Origin of the sequence: Planosporangium spinosum, assembly GCF_049999945.1 — a bacterium.
GTDB lineage: Bacteria > Actinomycetota > Actinomycetes > Mycobacteriales > Micromonosporaceae > Planosporangium > Planosporangium spinosum.
Genome location: NZ_JBLYUB010000042.1, coordinates 10,745 through 30,263, shown reverse-complemented (window position 1 = coordinate 30,263; position 19,519 = coordinate 10,745). Strand labels below are relative to the sequence as shown.

General features: G+C 72.1%; 18 protein-coding genes. 15 read left to right on the top strand and 3 right to left on the bottom strand.

Going from position 1 to position 19,519, the window contains the following annotated elements; translation table 11 throughout:
* The first annotated feature begins 31 nt into the window (after nt 1-31).
* The 7 genes from ACNTMW_RS32370 to ACNTMW_RS32340 all read left to right on the top strand — a co-directional run bounded on the left by ACNTMW_RS32370 (nt 32) and on the right by ACNTMW_RS32340 (nt 6,704).
* A complete protein-coding gene (locus ACNTMW_RS32370) occupies nt 32-550 on the top strand; it encodes a DUF4352 domain-containing protein (protein ID WP_426637838.1) in 519 nt (172 codons plus the stop codon).
* Between the two features lie 89 nt (nt 551-639).
* The gene (locus ACNTMW_RS32365; RefSeq protein ID WP_426637837.1) at nt 640-1,482 is read left to right on the top strand and encodes a ribonuclease HI; all 843 of its coding nucleotides are present in this window, start codon (nt 640-642) and stop codon (nt 1,480-1,482) included.
* Nucleotides 1,483-1,494: 12 nt separating this feature from the next.
* Nucleotides 1,495-3,927, top strand: coding sequence for an AAA family ATPase (locus tag ACNTMW_RS32360; protein ID WP_426637836.1), 2,433 nt, complete (start codon nt 1,495-1,497; stop codon nt 3,925-3,927).
* 5 nt (nt 3,928-3,932) lie between these two features.
* Nucleotides 3,933-4,325 (top strand): hypothetical protein, encoded by a 393-nt coding sequence (locus ACNTMW_RS32355; RefSeq protein ID WP_426637834.1) that lies wholly within the window; start codon nt 3,933-3,935, stop codon nt 4,323-4,325.
* Nucleotides 4,326-4,381: 56 nt separating this feature from the next.
* The gene (locus tag ACNTMW_RS32350; protein WP_426637832.1) at nt 4,382-5,122 is read left to right on the top strand and encodes an Rv1352/Rv1906c domain-containing protein; all 741 of its coding nucleotides are present in this window, start codon (nt 4,382-4,384) and stop codon (nt 5,120-5,122) included.
* 300 nt (nt 5,123-5,422) lie between these two features.
* Nucleotides 5,423-6,169, top strand: coding sequence for a hypothetical protein (locus ACNTMW_RS32345; protein ID WP_426637830.1), 747 nt, complete (start codon nt 5,423-5,425; stop codon nt 6,167-6,169).
* Between the two features lie 97 nt (nt 6,170-6,266).
* Nucleotides 6,267-6,704 (top strand): hypothetical protein, encoded by a 438-nt coding sequence (locus ACNTMW_RS32340; RefSeq protein ID WP_426637828.1) that lies wholly within the window; start codon nt 6,267-6,269, stop codon nt 6,702-6,704.
* A 20-nt stretch (nt 6,705-6,724) separates the two neighbouring features.
* Here the strand turns inward: ACNTMW_RS32340 and ACNTMW_RS32335 are convergent, their stop codons facing one another.
* Both ACNTMW_RS32335 and ACNTMW_RS32330 read right to left on the bottom strand, forming a co-directional pair.
* Nucleotides 6,725-7,498: an SDR family NAD(P)-dependent oxidoreductase gene (locus ACNTMW_RS32335; RefSeq protein WP_426637827.1), complete on the bottom strand. Its 774-nt coding sequence runs from the start codon at nt 7,496-7,498 to the stop codon at nt 6,725-6,727.
* A gap of 113 nt (nt 7,499-7,611) precedes the next feature.
* The gene (locus ACNTMW_RS32330) at nt 7,612-8,289 is read right to left on the bottom strand and encodes a CBS domain-containing protein (RefSeq protein WP_426637825.1); all 678 of its coding nucleotides are present in this window, start codon (nt 8,287-8,289) and stop codon (nt 7,612-7,614) included.
* A gap of 230 nt (nt 8,290-8,519) precedes the next feature.
* Here ACNTMW_RS32330 and ACNTMW_RS32325 point away from each other — a divergent pair, with 230 nt between their 5' ends.
* Both ACNTMW_RS32325 and ACNTMW_RS32320 read left to right on the top strand, forming a co-directional pair.
* On the top strand, nt 8,520-8,978 hold the full coding sequence (locus ACNTMW_RS32325) for a universal stress protein (RefSeq protein ID WP_426637823.1): 459 nt from the start codon (nt 8,520-8,522) through the stop codon (nt 8,976-8,978).
* Nucleotides 8,979-9,251: 273 nt separating this feature from the next.
* Complete coding sequence (locus ACNTMW_RS32320; protein WP_426637821.1) at nt 9,252-10,793, top strand: methionine--tRNA ligase; 1,542 nt, start codon at nt 9,252-9,254, stop codon at nt 10,791-10,793.
* Between the two features lie 342 nt (nt 10,794-11,135).
* Here ACNTMW_RS32320 and ACNTMW_RS32315 read toward each other — a convergent pair whose 3' ends face one another.
* Nucleotides 11,136-12,449 carry an MFS transporter gene (locus tag ACNTMW_RS32315; protein WP_426637820.1) on the bottom strand — a complete coding sequence of 438 codons (1,314 nt, stop codon included), beginning with the start codon at nt 12,447-12,449 and terminating at the stop codon, nt 11,136-11,138.
* Nucleotides 12,450-12,622: 173 nt separating this feature from the next.
* Here ACNTMW_RS32315 and ACNTMW_RS32310 point away from each other — a divergent pair, with 173 nt between their 5' ends.
* The 6 genes from ACNTMW_RS32310 to ACNTMW_RS32285 all read left to right on the top strand — a co-directional run bounded on the left by ACNTMW_RS32310 (nt 12,623) and on the right by ACNTMW_RS32285 (nt 19,463).
* Nucleotides 12,623-13,495 carry a PaaX family transcriptional regulator gene (locus tag ACNTMW_RS32310; protein ID WP_426637819.1) on the top strand — a complete coding sequence of 291 codons (873 nt, stop codon included), beginning with the start codon at nt 12,623-12,625 and terminating at the stop codon, nt 13,493-13,495.
* Between the two features lie 40 nt (nt 13,496-13,535).
* Complete coding sequence (locus tag ACNTMW_RS32305) at nt 13,536-13,994, top strand: MarR family winged helix-turn-helix transcriptional regulator (RefSeq protein WP_426637818.1); 459 nt, start codon at nt 13,536-13,538, stop codon at nt 13,992-13,994.
* Nucleotides 13,995-14,108: 114 nt separating this feature from the next.
* Entirely contained in the window at nt 14,109-15,704 is a 1,596-nt protein-coding gene (locus ACNTMW_RS32300; RefSeq protein WP_426637816.1) for an acyl-CoA synthetase, read from the top strand.
* The gene (locus tag ACNTMW_RS32295) at nt 15,701-16,561 is read left to right on the top strand and encodes a crotonase/enoyl-CoA hydratase family protein (protein ID WP_426637815.1); all 861 of its coding nucleotides are present in this window, start codon (nt 15,701-15,703) and stop codon (nt 16,559-16,561) included. The genes ACNTMW_RS32300 and ACNTMW_RS32295 overlap by 4 nt, the downstream gene beginning before the upstream one ends.
* Nucleotides 16,558-18,531, top strand: coding sequence for an acetoacetate--CoA ligase (locus tag ACNTMW_RS32290; protein ID WP_426637814.1), 1,974 nt, complete (start codon nt 16,558-16,560; stop codon nt 18,529-18,531). Before ACNTMW_RS32295 ends, ACNTMW_RS32290 begins: the two co-directional genes overlap by 4 nt.
* Nucleotides 18,528-19,463, top strand: coding sequence for a 3-hydroxyacyl-CoA dehydrogenase NAD-binding domain-containing protein (locus ACNTMW_RS32285; protein ID WP_426637812.1), 936 nt, complete (start codon nt 18,528-18,530; stop codon nt 19,461-19,463). The genes ACNTMW_RS32290 and ACNTMW_RS32285 overlap by 4 nt, the downstream gene beginning before the upstream one ends.
* The last annotated feature ends 56 nt before the right edge of the window (nt 19,464-19,519 follow it).

Sequence of the window (19,519 nt, the reverse complement as noted above, 5' to 3'; positions counted from 1 at the left end):
ATTGACGGCGACTTCACAACGAGGAGGAGCAATGCGTAAGACCACTCTCATCGGGCTGCTCGTCGGGGCGACCGTGGCACTCGGCTGCGGGGCCGGCGCCGGCCAGAACGCCTCGGGCGGCTCGGACGGTGGCGCGAAGGCGGCGGACAAGACCGCGAAGGTCGGGGAGGCCGTCCGCGACGGCAAGTTCGAGTTCACCGTGCAGCAGGTCAAGTGCGGGGTGCCCCAGGTCGGCACCGACCTGGTGGGCAAGAAGGCCCAGGGCCAGTTCTGCCTGGTCACGGTCCAGGTGAAGAACATCGGCAAGGAGGCGCAGTCCTTCAGCGACATCAGCCAGAAGGCATTCGGCGCCGACAAGACGAAGTACTCCGCCGACTCCGGTGCCGGCCTCTACGCCAACTCCGACGGCGCCACGCTGTTCAACCAGATCAACCCCGGTAACCAGGTCACCGGCGTGCTGGTCTTCGACGTCCCGGCGACCGCCACCCTCGCCAAGCTCGAACTGCACGACTCGCCGTTCTCCGGCGGCGTCGAGGTCGCGCTCAGCTGACGTCCCCACCGTCCGGGGCGGTCACCCACCCGCCCCGGACCATCCCCTCCCCCGGTGTTCACAGAAGCTCAGCGTTCACAGGAGACGTCATGCGGCTGGACGAGTTCGCCACGGCGCTGCCCCTGCTCCCCGAGGACCTCCGCGACCGCGCCGAGGCGCTGCGCCCCCACCTGACCCTCAACCGCTGCACACACTGCCGGCAGATCAGCGACGCGGTGAACCTCGCCCTGATGGCCGCCCGGTACGACGAGCTCGCCTCGGCGACGCGGCAGCTCGAGGCGGCGGAGGCCCTCGCCGGCGCCCACGACCGTCTCGCGGCGGGCGGGTGCCGGGCCGGCGTGCGCCGCGATGCCACCGCACGCGGTCGCGGGGTGGTGACCCGTTGGACCCGCGCCACCACCGACCTGGTCGCGGCGACCGACGCGAGCTGGAAGGGCCAGGTCGGCGGCATCGCGTACGTGGTCAGCGACGGCCACTTCGGGCTGCGGGGGCGCAGGACCGGCCGCCTCGACCCGACCGGACCGTCCCGAGCGATGATCAACGAGCTGCGTGCCGTCGAGTACCTGCTGTCCGGGTTCGTCACCGCCCCTGACCATCTGACGGTGCTGGTCGACAGCCTCGGCGCACTGACCTACCTGCACCGCTGGCAGGCCGGTGACACCACGGCCATGCCTACCGGGTACGACCTGCGCGCCCGCAAGTGGGACGCACAGCCGACCCTGGTCCGGCTCGCCGAACTCCTCCCCATCCTGCCCGGCGTCACCTTCCAGCACGTCAAGGGCCACGCCGGCCACCCCCTCAACGAGGCCGCCGACGCGCTCTCGCACATGGCCCGTCGGCGGCTGACCGAACAGTTCGACCTGCACGGTCGGGCTTCCGACCTCGTCGACGCCTTCCTCCGCGACTGGCACACCGCCAGCGCCGCAGCATGAACCGGAGGCACAGTGAACCGCGAAGCACCCCTCCTGGACCTGCTCTTCGACCGTCTCGCCGCCGACTCCGTACCCGATGACACCGCCGAGACCGTGCTCGCCGCCCTGTGCGGCGACGACGACCTGGCCGCCGCCCTGGCCGGTCGACCGACGACACTCGAGGCCCGGCGCGCGAACGCCGACCGGCCCGAGCGCCACGTCTACCTGTCGTCCGTCACCGTCGCCGGCTTCCGGGGCGTCGGCCCCGAACGGACCCTGCCGATCCGCCCCGGGCCGGGCCTGACGCTCGTCGTCGGCCGCAACGGCTCCGGCAAGTCCAGCTTCGCCGAGGCCGTCGAACTCGCCCTCACCGGCGACAGCGCCCGGTGGGCCGACAAGAACAGCGTCTGGCGTACCGGCTGGCGCAACCTGCACACCCCGGACCCCTGCCGGATCGCCGTCGACCTGCGCACCGACGGGCAGCCGACGCCGGTACGGGTCGAGCGGTCCTGGGCCGCCGACGCCGAACTGGCCGCCGCCAGCGTGACCGTCACCGACGCCGACGGCCGCTCGACCGACCTCGCCGGGCTCGGCCTGGCCGAACCGCTCAAGCTCTACCGGCCGTTCCTGACCGCCGCCGACCTGGGCAAGCTCGTCTCCGGTACGCCGAGCGAACTGTTCGACGCCATCAACGCGATCCTCGGCCTGGACGCGCTCGCCGACGCCGACAAGAGGCTGCTCGCCGCGGCAAGGCCCCTCGACGCCGCCGTCAAGCAGGTACGCGCCCGGCGCGAGCCGCTGCGCGACCGGGTCGCCGCGGTCGACGACGACCGGGCCCGGCGCGCCGCGACCGTGCTGGCCGCGACCCGGCCCGACCTCGACCGGCTCGACGCCATCCTGGCCGAACCGTTCGACGGCGGCCCCGACGAGACGGCCGCCCACTGCCGGCGGCTGGCCACCCTCGTACTCCCCGACCGCGGCGAGGTCGCCCGGCTCGCCGACGACCTGGCCGCCGCGTCGGCCGATACGCAGCGCCACGACGGGTCCCGGTCGCGGGTCCTGGTACACACCGCCGAGCTGCTGCGGCTGGCCCTCGACCACCACACCGACGCCGGCGACGGCCCGTGCCCGGTCTGCGGCACCGGCACCCTCGACGCCACCTGGCGGGAGAACGCCGAGGCGTCACTGGGCGAACTGCGCGTCGCCACGGTCGCCGCGCAGCGGGCGGCGGCGCGCCTGACCGACCTGACCCGCCAGGCCCGTACCCTCGTCGACGGTGTGACCGTCCCGGACGGCGACGTGCCGGGCGTACCCCTCGACGGGCTGCGGGCCGCCGTGGCCGCGCTGCGCGACGCACCCCGTACCCCCGCCGAGCTCGCCGCCCACCTGCACGCGCGGTACCCGGCGGTCGCCGATGCGGCCGATACCGTACGGGCTGCCGCCGCCGAGTGGCTGCGGCAGCGTGACACCGGCTGGCGGCAGGTCGCGGCCGACGTGCACGACTGGGTTGACGCCGCGCGGACGGTACCCGACCACGGGCGCTCGCTCGCCCGCGTCAAGAGCGCCCGGACCTGGTTGAAGAAGGTCGGCGAGGAACTCCGCAACGACCGGGTCGCGCCGTTCGCCGACCACTCCCAGCGGATCTGGCAGGAGCTGCGCCAGGAGAGCAACGTCCGGCTCGGCACCATGACGCTGACCGGTACGGCCACCAGGCGCCGGCTGGTGTTCCCGGTCAGCGTCGACGGCGCCGACAACGGCATGGCCCTCGGTGTGATGAGCCAGGGCGAGATGCACGCCCTCGGCCTGGCGACGTTCCTGCCGCGCAGCTGCGCCGACGAGAGCCCGTTCCGGTTCATCGTCATCGACGACCCGGTGCAGAGCATGGACCCGTCGAAGGTCGACGGGCTGGCCCGGGTACTGGCCGGCCTGGCCGACGACCGCCAGGTCGTGGTGTTCACCCACGACACCCGGCTGCCCGACGCGGTACGCCGGCTGGAGATCGACGCCGACGTGCTGGAGGTGGTCCGCGCCGAACGGTCCGTGCTCACCCTGCGGCCCAGCCTCGACCCGGTACGCCGCTACCTCGACGACGCCCGTGCGGTGGCGCGGTCGACGGAGGTACCCGACGACGTACGCGCGCCGGTGGTCGCCGAACTGTGCCGCTCGGCGCTGGAGGCGGCCTGCCACCGGGTGGTCTGGCGGGTACGCGTCGCGCGCGGCGACCGGCATGCCGACATCGAGGATGCCATCGAGCAGGCGCGCAAACGGCTGACCACGACGCTCGCGCTGGCGCTGTTCGACGACGCGGACCGGGGCGGCGACGTGCTCGGGTACCTCAACCGGCGGTACGGACGCTGGGCCGCCGACACCTACCAGGCCTGCCGCAAGGGTGTGCACGGCGCGTACTCCGGCGACCTGCACCTGCTCGTCGACGACACCCGCCGGCTCGCGGAGGCGCTGTCGTGACGACGATGACGCCGGATCGTTGCCTCGGCGCGGCCGACCAGCTGCTGCGCGGCAGCGGGGCGCTCGGCACCACCGCGGTGACCGGGGCGTGGTGGCCGAAGGCCTGCGCCTGCCTGGTCCGGCTGGCCCTGGAGAGCGGCCTCGACGACTTCTGGCACCGCGCGTCACCGCCGGTCGCCGCCTGCGCCAACGGCCGCACCAAACAGCTGCTGCTGCGCCGGTACGACCGCCGTCTGGCCCGCCGCATCAGCTACGCCTGGGCCGCGCTGTCCGCCGCGACCCACCACCACTGCTACGAGATGGCGCCGACCGCGGGCGAGCTGCGCCGGCTGCACACCGAAGTGATCACGCTGCTGGAGACGTTGCACGCGCTCCGCGCCGCGAGGACCGACCGATGACCCCGCACGGCCCGCGGATCGACGCCGGGTCGCCGACCGTCCGGATGGGAGACCCCATGAGTACCGAGCACCCCGAAGCCAGTACGGAGCCGTCGGCCGTAGCAGCCCAGTTACCGGCGGCGAGTACCGAACCGTCGACGGCGGACACCGAACCGCCGGCGGAAGACGCCGCAGCACCGGCGGAGGAAGACGATGCGCCACCGGCGGCCGACGTGCCGCCCGACGCGCCGGTACGGAGGCCGCTGTCCCGCGTCCTCCGCCGGCCGCGGCTGTGGGTCGCAGGTGTCCTCGTGGTCGCGCTGGTCTGCGGCTGGGCGCTGGCGCTGCACTACCGCGGCACCAGCGAGGCCCAGCACCGCGCCAACGACAAGAACCGCGCCACCATCCGTGACCTCACCGGGCGGCTGGAGACCGTGACCCGGGAGCGCGACACCTATAAGGCGCGCGACGACCAGATCCGCACCCGCGAGGACGCGGCCAAGCAGCGCGAGGACCGGGTCCAGTCCCGCGAGGACGCGGTGAAGCAGCGTGAGGACGCCGTGACCCAGGCCGAGAAGGTCCAGGCCCAGAACACCATCCACGAGGGCATCTGGGCCGTCGGCGTCGACATCCAGCCCGGTACCTACCGGGTGAAGGACCCGGTCTCGGGAAGCTGCTACTGGGGCATCTACTCGGACGCCAACGGCAACAACATCGTCGCCAACGACATCGTCACCGGCGGCCGGCCGACGGTGACCCTGGCTGGTGGCCAGTACTTCACCACCCGCCGCTGCGGCGACTGGACCAAGGTTTCTTAGTACGGCAGCCGCCGTTCGAGATTCCGCTGGTGAGAGCGGGTTGACGTGGCGCGGCCACCGCGTGATCGTCTGTACGTTGTAGACGCGACTTCAGATCAGGCGGTGGCCGCGTGCCACAGCACGGCCTGGTTGACTGCGACCCAGATGGACGCTGTTCGAACCGCCCACGCCGCAGGCGTCCCAATCGACGGACTCGCCTGCCAGTACGGCAATCCACCGTTCAACGATCTGGTGCAAGGTCCACTCGACTGGTCGAATAGGAGACTCAGTTGGGACCTGATGATCTAAGGAGTTCAAAGCATGGCAACAGGTGCCCCCGACGGACCGGAGCCGGCAGCAGCCTTACGTGGGCAGCGAGTCCTCGACCTCCTGGATAAGGCAATCGGCATCCAGAGCCTACTGGTGCGCAAGAACATCGCCCGGGCCCGCCAGCGGAACCCAGAGGCGACACCAGCACAGGTGATCCGCAATCTGGAGCGGATGTACGTCAGCACCTTGACCGGGGCGGGTGCCGCAGTTGGAGGAGCTGCGGCCGCGCCCGGCGTCGGCACGGGAATCGCGCTGGCGCTGTCGGCAGGCGAGGTTCTCTCATCTCTTGAGCTGAGCGCCCTCTTCGCGCTCTCGATCGCCGAAGTCCACGGAGTCCCCATCGACGAGATCGAGCGCCGCCGAACGATCGTGATGGGAATCATGCTCGGCGGGTCCGGCTCCGCCACCATCGCCAAGGTCGCCGAGCGTACGGGGCAACACTGGGGACGTCAGGTTGTCGCCAAGGTGCCGGTCGAGACGTTGCGTCAGATCAACAAGGTCCTGGGGAAGCACTTCGTCACGAAGTACGGGACCAAGCAGGGAATCATCGTTCTCGGTCGAGTGGCACCGTTCGGTATCGGCGCTGTGATTGGTGGTGGCGCCAACGCTGCCCTCGCCGCTCTGGCGGTGAGGGCCGGTCGTCGCGCATTTGGCCCACCCCCGGCGTCGTGGCCATGGCTGACGCCCAGCACGCCGCCAACGTCCGAGAACTCGCCTGGCGGTCCCTCCGTGGACTGAATGGCGTCGAACACCCCGCCTCCGCCGCGCCACGTCTACCCGCTCCCACCAGCGGAATCTCGAACGGCGGCTGCCGTACCAGGACCATCGAGAGTTCGTGAGGCCGCCGGCGGGGTATCACTATCCCGGCGGCGACCTCGGATACCGGACGATCGACCCGCCGACCGACGAGGAGGAGCTGACCGTGGGCTTCAGTCCCGACATGGGTGACGACCAGGCCGAGGTGGACGCCAGGTTCGCGGAGATGATGCGGTCCCGGGACGGGATCGAGATCCGGGTTCGCCTCGCGGCGGCGGAGATGGGCGTCGAGGTCCTAGACGAGCCGCCCCCGGGCAGCTACGTCGATCGGGTCATCGGGTTGCGGCACCGGCTCGAGGCCGGCGAGCTGACCGAGGAGCAGTTCAGCGACGAGTTGCGCAAGCTCCGCTCGATTCGCGGTGCCCTACAGACCGAGGAAGACACCGATCAGCCCGGCGGAGGCGCCGACCGGCCCGGCGACGACGGGCCCGATCCGTGGGGGCGGCGGGCCGGCTGACAATGCCGGGTCGGACGGTGTCACGCTTCCTCGGGGTCGCGGCCGAGCGCCGACCGGCCACCGTCGACGGGTACCGTCGCGCCGTTGATGAAGCTCGCCTCGTCCGAGAGCAGGTACGCGACGGCGGCCGCGACCTCCTCGGGACGCCCCACCCTGCCGACCGGGTGGAGCAGGCGCATCTCGTCCTCGATCCGCGCCGCCGTCGCCGACTCCTGCCGGCCGAGGAATTCCTCGTACCGTTCGGTGCTGATCGAACCCAGCGCGACGGCGTTGACCCGCACCCCGCTCGGCCCGTAGTCGACGGCCAGCGCGCGGGTCAGTCCTTCGACGGCAGCCTTGGCCGTCACGTACGGCAGGGCTCCCCGCACCGCTCGTTGCGCCTGATGGGAGGAGACGTTGACGATGGCGCCGCCGGTACCGGCCGCGAGGAGGCGACGGACCGCGGTGGCGCACCCGACAATGGCGGGGTTGAGGTTGCCGGCGATGAGGTCGAGTACCTCGCGTGTGGACGCCGAATGCAACGAGGCGTCCCGGAACACCGCGGCGTTGTTGACCCATCCGACGAGGGTGCCCGCTTCCTCGGCCAGGTCGGCGGCCCGTTCGGCGACGGCCTCGTCGGCGGCGTCACCGACCACCGTGGCGATCCGCGAACCGGCCGGGTGGGTACCGGTCCAGGTGAGCGCGGCCGGGTCCCGTTCCATCACGACGACGGTGCCGCCGTCGTCGAGGAGCCGTTCGACGACGGCGCGGCCGATACCGCGGCCACCTCCCGTCACGACATAGGAACGGCCCACGTCACCCCCTCGACGAGATCGAACCGTATCACTGTCGCGCGCTGGACTCCCTCCGTCATCGACAAAGGGTCCGTAGGGCGTGGCCCACGGACCCTTTGACGGATCACGAAAATTCAGGGCAGCGCGGCCATCGTCTCGGCGAGGTCGTCGTGCCAGTACGTCACCCGGTCGACGACGTCGACGACACCGTCGACGCGCTGGGCCAGCCGCACCACGGCCTCCGCGGTGCGCCGGTGCTCGACCTCCCCGGCCAACGTGACGACACCGTGGCTGACCAGGACGTCCACCTGGCCCATCGCGGCGACGGGCAGCTGGCGCAGCGTCTGCCACACGTCGGCACGGATCTCCGCGTCCGGGCGCAGGAACACCTTCAACAGGTCGCTGCGGGTCACGATACCCACCAACAGGCCCGCCAGGTTGACCACCGGAAGCCGCTTGACCCCGGTCGACGTCATCAGCTTGGCCGCGGCGGTGACCGGCGTACCGGTCAGTACCGTCACCGGCGGTGAGGTCATCAGGTCGCGTGCGGTCTCCGCACCGGCCTTCTCGCGCGCCAGGCGGGCACGGCGCCGCTCGAACCGCCGCGGCCGCTCCGCGCCGTCGGCGAACTCCATCCGAGCCAGCAGGTCCCGCTCGCTGACCACACCGACGACCAGGTTGCCGCGGTCGACGACCGGCACGCCGCTGACCTTGTACGTTTCCAACAGATCGACGATCTCCCGGAACGGTGCCTCTTCCCGCACCGCCACCACCGGAGTCGTCATCACGTCGCCCACCGTCCACCGAGTCATGGCGGACCTCCTTTTCGGTTCGCCATCACGCTATGGCGCGGCATTCACCGGTGACAGAGCCGACGGACCCACAGGCATCGGGACCTTCGCAACCGTCGAGATCCGACCGGCAGGCCGAAACGACACCGGCGCCGCACGGTGCACCGTCCCGGACATTCACGGGCCAAGGGACCGGCGGCTCGGGCCGTTGGACCCTGCCGGCCCGCGGCGGCGGAGACCAAAGTCTAGGTATGACTGACATCAAGAACGACCGGCGGATCGTTGTCGGCGTGGACGGCTCGGAGTCGTCCACACTCGCGTTGCGGTGGGCGATCCGGCAGGCCGAACTGACCGGCGCCGCGGTCGAGGCGATCTACGCCTGGGAGATCCCGACGTACGCCGGCATGGCGCCGATGGTGGAGACCGGCGCCGAGCCGGAGCTGCTCGCCAAGGCCGGCGAACAGGTCCTGGCCGACGCCCTCGCCGAGGTGGCCGCGGACCGGCAGCCCCGGGCCACGGTCGACACCCGCGTCGTCGCGGGACACCCGGCGTTCGCGCTGATCCAGGCGGCCGAGGGCGCCGACCTGCTGGTCGTGGGCAGCCGCGGGCACGGCGGCTTCATGGGTGCCCTGCTCGGTTCAGTGAGCCAGTACTGCGTGCACCATGCCACCTGCCCGGTCGTGGTGATCCGCGACTCCCACCACCGCTGACCGACCACGGACGACCGAGCACCCGGGGCTCGACCTGCCGGACGGCCGGAGCACCGGGGGCTCGATCCGCGCTGCGCCGGTACGTCCGGTGCGGCGGGACGGCATTCCTGGCATCATGTCGCTCATGCCGCCACGCCGTGTCCGAATGATGCGCCCCTTCCCGGGGCTGCTCGGCGTGCGATAGCAAGACCGTCAACGGCCAGGCCCCTGCCTCGCGGGGGCTTGGCCGTGTCGTCTCCCCGCTCGGGACAGGGCGAGCGAAAGAGGGAGACGATGACCACCGGTGAACGCTTCTACGTCACGACCGCCATTCCGTACGTCAACGCCGCGCCGCACCTGGGGCACGCGCTGGAGCTGGTACAGGCCGACGTGCTCGCCCGCCACCGCCGGCTGCGTGGACAGCCGGTACGGTTCCTGACCGGCACCGACGACAACGCGCTGAAGAACGTCACCGCCGCACGCGCCGCCGGGGTGGACGTGCGTACCTTCGTCGACGGCAACGCCGCCCGGTTCGCCGCGCTCCGTGACCCGCTGGACCTGTCGTTCGACGACGTCATCCGGACCAGCGTCGACCCTCGCCACGCCCACGGCGTGCGGCGGCTGTGGCGGGAGTGCGCCGCCGCCGGTGACTTCTACCGCCGCCGGTACTCCGGCCTGTACTGCGCCGGCTGCGAGCAGTTCTACCCGCCGGCGGAGCTGGTCGACGGGCTGTGCCCGGAGCACCGGGTGGCGCCCGAGCCGGTTGCCGAGGAGAACTGGTTCTTCCGGCTGTCCCGGTACTCCGACCGGCTGCGGGACGTCCTGGAGTCCGGGCGGGTACGTGTCGAACCGGCCGCGCGGCGCAACGAGGTCCTCGCGTTCGTCCACGCCGGTCTCTCCGACTTCAGCGTCTCCCGACCGGCCGCCCGGGCCGGCGGCTGGGGCATCCCGGTTCCCGACGACCCGGACCAGGTGGTCTACGTCTGGTGGGACGCGCTCACCAACTACGTCACGGCGCTCGGCTACGGCACCGGTGACCCGGCGTACCACCGGTGGTGGGTGGAATCGGCCGAGCGGATCCACGTCATCGGCAAGGGCGTCGTGCGCTTCCACGCCGTGTACTGGCTGGCCCTGCTGCTGTCGGCCGGCCTGCCGCTGCCCACCGCCGTGTTCGTCCACGACTACCTGACCGTGGACCGGGCCAAGCTGGCCAAGAGTGCCGGGAACGCGGTCGACCCGGTCGCGCTCGTCGACCGGTACGGCGTGGACGCGGTGCGCTGGTGGCTGCTGCGCGAGGTCGCCCGGGTCGGCGACACCGACTTCACCGAGGAGCGGCTGGTGCACCGGTACGACCTCGACCTGGCCAACGCCCTCGGCAACCTCGTCAACCGCACGCTGGCCCTGGTGCACCGGTACCGCGACGGGCACGTACCCGAGTCGTTGCCGCTCGCCGGTGCGGCCCGCCTGACCAGCGTGTGCGCCGCGCTTCCCGGTCGGATCGACCGGGCGCTGCGGGACTTCGACTTCCGGGCCGCCACCGACGCCCTGTGGTCGGTCGTCGATGCGGGCAACCGGTACGTGGAGGCCGAACGGCCCTGGGAACTCGCCCGTGCGCACGCGGCCGGCGACCGGGAGGCCGGCGCGCGGCTGGACGCGGTACTGGCCGACCTGGTCCGCGCCTGCCGCGTGCTCGCCGGCGAGTTGCGGCCGTTCCTCCCCACCGGTGCGCAGCGCCTGCGCGGCCAACTGCTCGCCGGCGACCGGGTCGGCCGGCCGCAACCGGCCTTCCCCCGGTTGGCGCAGCGTGCCTTCCCCGTTGGCGGGGAGCGGAGCTGAACGTCGCACGGCAGGGCAGGCAGGGTCCGGTCCGAGCGGCTCGCCGACCACGGTCAGGCGCCCGGTCCGAGCGGCTCGCCGACCACGGTCAGGCGCCCGGTCCGAGCGGCTCGCCGACCACGGTCAGGGGTCGGGGGACACGCTCATTTGGCGCCAACCGCCTGCCGTAGAGGGGAAGAGGCGCCTGACCCACTTTCCGGTGGGCGCACCGGCCGGGATGCCCGAACCGGCGCGGCCGTTACCTCCGTGTCCACAATGGCGCGACGGTCCGCTCCGAGGGAGCGGACCGTCGCACGGAGACGCGTCGCCGGTGCCGTAGCGCGCCCGACCGGCCCGGCCCGATCAGCGCCCGGCCGTCACGGCGGTGACCTCGGGAACGCCGGCCAGGTCGTCGGTTGCGGTTTCCCGCAGGACGAGGATGGAGCCGACGGTGAGCAGACACCCGGCGGCGATGATGATCGCGATGGTCATGGTGCTGCCACCCCCGGCGAGGACGGAGGCGAAGACGACGGGTGCGAGTCCGGCCCCGATTCCGGAGATCTGATAGCCGAGCGAGGCGCCGGTGTAGCGGGCGCGGGTGGTGAACAGTTCGGCGTAGAGCGCGGCGAGTGGGCCGTACATCGCGGCGTGCACGATACCCTGGCCGGCGACCACAGCGAGGGTGAGCATCACCGTGGACCGGCTGTTGATCAGCGGAAAGAGCAGGAACGCCCAGACGGCCATCGCGGCCGCGCCGCCCAGGACGACCGGGCGCCGCCCCAACCGGTCCGACAGTGCCGAGAAGCCGATGATGCCGAAGACCGCGGCGGCCGAGGAGAGCGTGAGGGCGTTCAGCACGGTGGAGCGGGGGAAGCCGGCCTGCACGGCGTAGGAGATGACGAACGTGGTCAGCGTGCCCTGGGCCACGAACGCGCCGAAGCCGACACCGACCGACAGGGCGAGGTTGCGCGGGTGGTGGCGCAGGACCTGGAGCAGCGGGGGCGCGGCGGGCTTGCCGGCTGCCGCCTCTGTGAACACGGGCGTCTCGGTGACCCGCGCCCGCACGAACAGCCCGATGGCGAGCAGCACGATGCTCAGCAGGAACGGGATCCGCCAGCCCCGGGCGAGGAACTCCTGCTCGCCGGTGACGGCGGCGGACAGCGCCAGAACCAGCGTCGAGAGGACCATGCCGCTGGGCGCGCCGGCGTTGGTGAAGCCGGCCCAGAGCCCACGCCGGGACGAGGCGTGCTCGGCCGACATGAGCACGGCGCCGCCCCACTCACCGCCGACGGCGATGCCCTGTACGACACGCAGGAACACCAGCAGGATCGGTGCCCACACCCCGATCTGGGAGTACGTGGGCAGCAGACCGATGAGTGCGCTGCCGATGCCCATCAGGGCCATGCTGAGGACGAGCATCTTCTTGCGCCCGATCCGGTCGCCGAAGTGGCCGAACAGGATCCCTCCGAGAGGCCGGGCGAAGTAGCCGGTGGCGAGGGTCCCGAAACTGGCGACGGTGCCGGCGAGCGGGTCCAGGTTGGAGAAGAAGATCTTGTTGAACACAACGGCCGAGGCGGTCGCGTACAGCAGGAAGTCGTAGTACTCGATCACGCTTCCGAGGTAGCTCGACAGCACGGCACGCCGGAGTTGGGTGCGCGAGAACTGGGTGTGCGTCATTGCGGTACCCGATCTGTGCTGGGTGACTGGGATCTGCCGGGTGGCCGGCAGAGGGGCTTGCGGCGAGCTTCGCGAAATCGAACGTGCCCTGGGTCACAGATGCCACGCATGTTAGGCATCTTGGTAATGACCGTCAATATTGTGCCCAACAAGATCGGCGTTAGAGTGGCCGCGTGATCGCTGCGGACAGCGCGGAACCGGAGGACGACGGGGCCACCGCTCCCGTCGGCGCGCCACGTCCTCAGGCCCTGCTCCTCACCTTCTTCGGCGGCTACCTGCTCGGCCGCGGCGTGCACGTCGCCACCAGCAGCGTCCTCGGGGTCCTGGACCGGGTGGGAGTTTCCGAGCACGCGACCCGTTCGACACTGAGCCGGATGGCCCGCCGGGGCCTGCTGCGCCGGGTACGCCACGGACGCCAGGTCTACCTCGGCCTCACCCCGCGCAGCCGCGAGATCCTCCGCGACGGGGAGGCGCGGATCTGGCGTACGGGTGCGGTGAACACCCAGTGGGACGGCACGTGGACGCTGCTCGGTTTCTCCCTGCCGGACTCCTGGCAGCGGCAGCGGCACGAGCTGCGGTCCCGGCTGCTGTGGGCGGGCTTCGGCCCACTGCAGGGCGGGCTGTGGATCGCACCGTCGCACGTGGACGTCGCCGCGGTGGGCGACGGCCTGGAGGCGGGCGGGCACCTCCGCGTCTTCGCGGCCCGCGCGCTGCCGCCGACGGACACGGACCGCCTGGTACGCGACGCCTGGGACCTCGACGCCATCGCCGCCCGCTACCGCGGGTTCCTGGAGCGTTGGGAGTTGCCGGCGCGGCGGCCGCGGCTGCCCGACCACCTCGCCGCGCAGCTTGCGCTGCAGACCGACTGGCTCCAGGTGATCCGGGGGGATCCCCGGCTCCCGCCGCGGCACCTGCCGGAGCGGTGGCCGGCGGCACCGGCCCAGGAGCTGTTCCGCGCGCTGTACGCCGAGTTCGACCGGGAGGCGCGGGCGATCGCGGCCGAGGTCCTCGACGTCATCCCCGACGAGGAGGCACGCAACCGCTGACCACCGCCCACGTATCAAGGCACTGGATACGCTACGGGTCATGACGGAGCTCGCGGCACGCCCGACGGGTCAGCGCGGTCAGCGGCTGACGTACCTGGTGAAGCGGTTGGAGATGGCCGAGCGGGCGCGGATGGAGGAGGTGCTGCGGCCGCTCGGGGTGACGCTGCACCAGTACACGGCGCTGAGCATTCTCGAACGGCGCGAGGGTCTGTCGTCGGCGCAGCTGGCCCGTCGTCACGTCGTGACGCCGCAGGCGATGCACCAGCTGGTCGCGACGATGGAGCGCGACGGGCTCATCGAGCGCCGTCCCGACGAGGCGAACCGCCGGATCCTGCGCGCCTGGCTGACCGGGCACGGCGCCGGGGTCCTGCGGTCGTGCCACCTGGCGGTCGACCGCCTGGAGGAGCAGATGCTGTCGGCGCTCACCCCGCGGGAGGCCGCCGCGTTCGCCGTCGCGCTGGAGCGGTGCCTGGCGGCCCTCACCGAGCCGGTCACCTGACACGGGGGCGGTTGACGCCATATCAAGGTTCTTGTTATCAAGGGCGCATCGACAAGCCTGATACTCCGCGATCCGGGGCCCTCACCGCCCCGCCGCATCAACGAGGAGGCGTAGATGAGCCTGATCGCCGGCCCGAACCTGGGCCTGGGTACCTGGCCCGCCCGCCGGGCGCGGATCTCGCCGGGCCGGACCGCCCTGGTCGACCCGTACCGCTCGCTCACCTACGCCGAGCTGGCCGACCGCACCGCGCGCTACGCCGGGGCGCTGCGCCGGCTCGGGACCGGGCCCGGCGACCGGGTGGCGTACCTGGGCATGAACGCCGTCGAGGTGTTCGAGACGTTCTTCGCCGCCTGGCTGCTCGGGGCGATCGCGGTTCCGTTGAACTACCGGCTGTCGGGCCCCGAGATCCGGCACCTGCTCGATGACTCGGGTGCCTCGACGCTGGTGCACAGCGCCGACACCGATGCGCTGATCGCGGCGGCGCCGCTGCCGGCCGGGCTGCGGGTACTCGCGGTGCACCCGGCCAGCCGCCCAGCCGGTGGGCTGGACTACGAGGCGGAGATCGCGGCCGGTCCAGCGCTCGTCGAGGAGCCACCGGTCGGGTTCGACGACCCGGCGATCCTGCTCTACACCTCCGGCACCACCGGCAAGCCGAAGGGCGCCGTGCTGACCCACGGCAACCTCACCTGGAACACCGTCAACTACCTCGCACACGTCGACGTGCTGAGCACCGATCGGGCGCTGTGCATCGCACCGCTGTTCCACTGCGTCGGTCTGAGCCAGCTCACGCTGCCCACGCTGTTCAAGGGCGGCAGCGTGGAACTGCTGCCGAAGGCCGACCCGGAGCGGGTGCTGGAGCGGGTGTCGTCCGCGCGGATCACCGGCTTCTCGGCCGTGCCGACCATGCTGCAGATGATGTGCGAGCACCCGGCCTGGGACACCGCCGATCTGAGCTCGCTCACCCTCGTGCAGTACGGCGGGTCCCCGGTGCAGGAGCGGGTCGCGCGGGCGTGGCTGGACCGTGGAGTGCGGCTGCTGCAGGGCTACGGCATGACCGAGGCGTCGCCGGGGGTGTACATGAGCACTCACGACGGTACGGTGGCCCGGCCGACGGCCGTCGGAGTACCGCACTTCTTCACCGATGTGGCGCTGCTGCGCGACGGCCGGACGGAGCCGGTCGGCGGCGAGCCGGCCGAGTTGGTGGTGCGGGGGCCGCACGTGTTCGCCGGCTACTGGAACCAGCCGGAGGAGACCGCCGCCGGCTTCGTCGACGGGCGGTGGTTCCGCACCGGCGACGTGCTTCGCGTCGACGACGACGGCTGGGCGTACGTGGTCGACCGCGTCAAGGACATGTACATCTCCGGCGGGGAGAACGTGTACCCCGCCGAAGTGGAAGCCGTCATGCTGCGACTCGACGCGGTGGCCAACTGCGCCGTCGTCGGGGTGGCCGACCGCCGGTGGGGCGAGGTCGGGGTCGGCTACGTCCAACTGCGCGACGGCGCGACGCTGACCGAAGCCGCGCTGCGCGCCCACCTCCAGGCCAACCTGGCCCGGTACAAGGTGCCGAAGTACCTGGAGTTCGTGCCGGAGCTGCCGCGCAACGCCACCGGAAAGATCCGCCGGGTCGAGCTGCGCCGCCGGGCCGCCGACGCGCACCCGGACAACGATGTCGATCGTGCCGCGGCGACGTGGCCGGAAGGAGTTTCATGAGCAGCTCCGCAGAGCGGTCCGCCGACGAGCACATCCAGGCCCTGCTGCCGCCGTCGCTGCGCATGGAGCGCCACGGCGAGGTGGTGGTGCTGCGGCTGACCCGCGCCGCGAAGCGCAACGCGCTGGACGACCCGACGGTGCTCGGGATCGAGACGTTCTTCAGCCGCCCGCCCAGCGGCATCAGGGCGGTGGTCCTCGACGCCGAGGGCGAGCACTTCTGCGCGGGACTGGACCTGTCCGAGTTGACCGAACGCGACGCGTTCGAGGGCCTGGAGCACTCGATGATGTGGCACCGGGCGTTCGAACGGCTGGAGCGTGGGCGGTTCCCGGTCGTCGCGGTCCTCAAGGGAGCGGTGATCGGCGGCGGCTTGGAGCTGGCGTCGGCCACCCACATCCGGGTGGCCGACTCCACCACGTTCTACGCGCTGCCGGAGGGACAGCGCGGCCTGTTCGTCGGCGGCGGGGCCTCGGTACGGGTACCGCGGCTCATCGGCGCGCACCGGGTGGCCGACATGATGCTCACCGGACGCGTCCTGGACGCCCACGAAGGACAGGCGCTCGGGCTGTCGCACTACCTGACCGGACCGGGTGAAGGGCTCGCGCACGCACTGGACCTGGCGAAGAAGATCGCGGCGAACTCGCCGGTGACGAACTTCGCGGTGCTGCAGGCGCTGCCGCGGATCGCCGAGGCCAACCCCGCCGAGGGTTACCTGATGGAGTCGCTGATGGCGGCGGTCGCCACCGGCAGCGCCGAGGCGAAGGAGCGGATGCAGGCATTCCTGCAGGGCCGCGCGGCGAAGGTGCGGCGGCAGCGAACGCCGCAGCCGGAAACCGAGCAGCAGGAGCACAGCTCATGACGGCGCCGGAGCTGCTCCGGCCGCCCGCCACGGACGTGCGGGAGACGACGGAGATCGGACGGTTCCTGGGCTGGCTGGAACGGCAGCGCGGGCTGCGCTTCGACGGCTACGACGACCTGCACCGCTGGTCCGTCGACGACCTCGACGGGTTCTGGTCGGCGGTCTGGGAGTTCTTCAGGGTACGCGCGCACAGCCCGTACGGGCGGGTGCTGGGCCGGCGGGAGATGCCCGGCGCGGAGTGGTTCCCGGGCGCGACGCTCAACTACGCCGAGCACGCCGTCGGGCTGGTCGACGATCCGGACTCCGACGCCGACCAGGTGGCGGTGCTGGCGTTCGCCCAGACCCGCGAGCGCGTGGAGCTGACCTGGGGGCAGCTGCGCGAGCAGGTGGCCCGCGCCCGGGCCGGGCTGCGGCGGCTCGGGGTGGGCCGCGGCGACCGGGTGGTTGCGTACCTGCCCAACATCCCGGAGACGCTGGTGGCGTTCCTGGCCACGGCGAGCCTGGGGGCGGTGTGGGCGAGCTGTGCGCCGGAGTTCGGCGCCCGCAGCGTCGTCGACCGCTTCGGCCAGATCGAGCCGACGGTGCTGCTGGCGGTGGCCGGGTACGGCTACGGCGGCAAGGACGTCGACCGCCGCGATCAGGTGGCGGAGATCCGGGCGGGCCTGGCAGGCGTGCGGCACGTGGTGCACGTCCCGTACGGGAAGAACTCCCTGCCCGACACGGTCGGCTGGGACGCGCTGCTCGCAGAGCCGGGCGAGCCGGCGTTCGACCCGGTGCCGTTCGCGCACCCGCTGTACGTGCTGTTCTCCTCGGGTACGACCGGCAAGCCGAAGGCGATCGTGCACGGCCACGGCGGGATCCTGCTCGAGCACCTGAAGAACCACGGGCTGAGCTGGGACCTGCGCCCGGGCGACCGGATCCTGTGGTTCTCCACCACCGCCTGGATGATGTGGAACGCGCTGGTGTCGGCACTGCTGGTACGGGCGTCGATCGTGATGGTCGACGGCAACCCGCTCCACCCCGACCTGCGCTGGCAGTGGCGGCTGGCCGCCGAGACGCAGGCGACGCTGCTGGGCGCCAGCCCCGGCTTCCTGATGGCGTGCCGCAAAGAGGGCGTGCGGCCGGCGGCGGAGTTCGACCTGTCGCGGGTCCGCCAGATCGGCGCGGCGGGCAGCCCGCTGCCGGTGGAGGGCTACCGGTGGGTGGCCGAACAGTTCGGGCCAGGCGTCCTGCTGAACGTCGGCAGCGGCGGTACCGACGTCTGCTCGGGGATCATGCAGGGCGGTCCCCTGCAGCCGGTGTGGTCCGGAGAGATCTCCGGCCGCTGCCTGGGGGTCGCCGCGCAGGCGTTCGACGAGCAAGGCAACGCCGTGGTCGGCGAGCTGGGTGAGCTGGTGATCACCGCGCCGATGCCGTCGATGCCGGTCGGTTTCTGGAACGACCGCGACGACGAGCGCTACCGGAGCGCCTACTTCGACGTGTACCCGGGGGTGTGGCGGCACGGCGACTGGGTGCGCTTCTCCGCGGTCGGCAGCGCGGTGGTCGCCGGACGGTCCGACGCCACTCTCAACCGCGCCGGCGTCCGGCTGGGCACCGCGGAGTTCTACCGCGTCGTGGAGGAGCTGCCGGAGGTCGTCGACAGCCTGGTGGTGCACCTGGAGGACCCGGCGGGCGGCAACGGGGAGCTGCTGCTGTTCGTCCAGTTGCGCGCTCGCGTCGCGCTCGACGACGCGCTGCACAGGCGGATCAGCACCGCCCTGCGTACGCAGCTGTCACCCCGGCACATTCCCGACACGATCACGGCGGTACCGGTGGTGCCGCGTAACCGTACGGGCAAGAAGCTGGAGCTGCCGGTCAAGCGGATCCTGCTCGGCGCGGCGCCCGACGACGTCGCCAGCCGCGACGTGCTCGCCGACCCGACGGCGCTCGACGCGTTCGCCGCCCTCGCCGCGGCCAGGGTGCGGCGATGAGCGTGGCCGGTGTCAACCGGGTCGCCGTCGTCGGCACCGGGGTGATCGGGGCGAGCTGGGCGGCCCACTTCCTGGCCCACGGCCTCGATGTCGTGGCGACCGACCCGGCGCCGGGGGCCGAGGAGCGGCTGCGCGCCGACGTCGCGGCACACTGGTCGGCCCTCACGCCCGTCGAGGGCGCGTCGCCGGACCGGCTCACGTTCACCCCGGACCCGGCCGAGGCGGTCGCGGACGCGGACTTCGTGCAGGAGAACGGCCCGGAGCGCGAAGACGTCAAGCACGCGCTGTTCGCGACGCTCGACACCGCGGCCCGGCCCGCCGTGGTACTGGCATCCAGCTCGTCCGGAATGCTGCCCAGCGTGATCGCGCGTGGCTGCCCGCGGCATCCGGAGCGGGTCGTCGTCGGGCACCCGTTCAACCCGCCGCACCTGATCCCACTGGTCGAGGTGGTACCGGGGAGAGAGACCGCGGAGCGGGCGGTCTCCACGGCCCTGGCCTTCTACGCGGGAGTCGGCAAGCGGCCGATCCGGCTGCGCCAGGAGCTGCCCGGACACGTCGCGAACCGGTTGCAGGCCGCGCTGTGGCAGGAGGCGTACTCCCTGGTCGAGCGCGGCGTCGCCACGGTGGCCGACATCGACACCGCCATCGCCCATGGCCCCGGGCTGCGGTGGGCGGTGCTCGGACCGTTCCTCAACCAGCACCTGTCCGGCGGCCCCGGCGGCCTCGCCCACGTCCTCGAGCACCTCGGCCCGCCCACCGAGGCGTGGTGGCGCGACCTCGGCCAGGTCACGCTCACGCGTGAGCTCGTCGCGAAGCTGGTGGCCGGGATCGACGAGGAGCTCGCCGGGATCGACCCGGCCGAGCTCGTCGCCCACCGTGACGCGGTCCTGACCGCCCTGCTCGCCGCCAAGGCCCGCACCCGGCTTCCCTGACCGCTCCCCCGACACATCCCTGGCCGCTTCTCCCCCGACACATCCCTGGCCGCTCC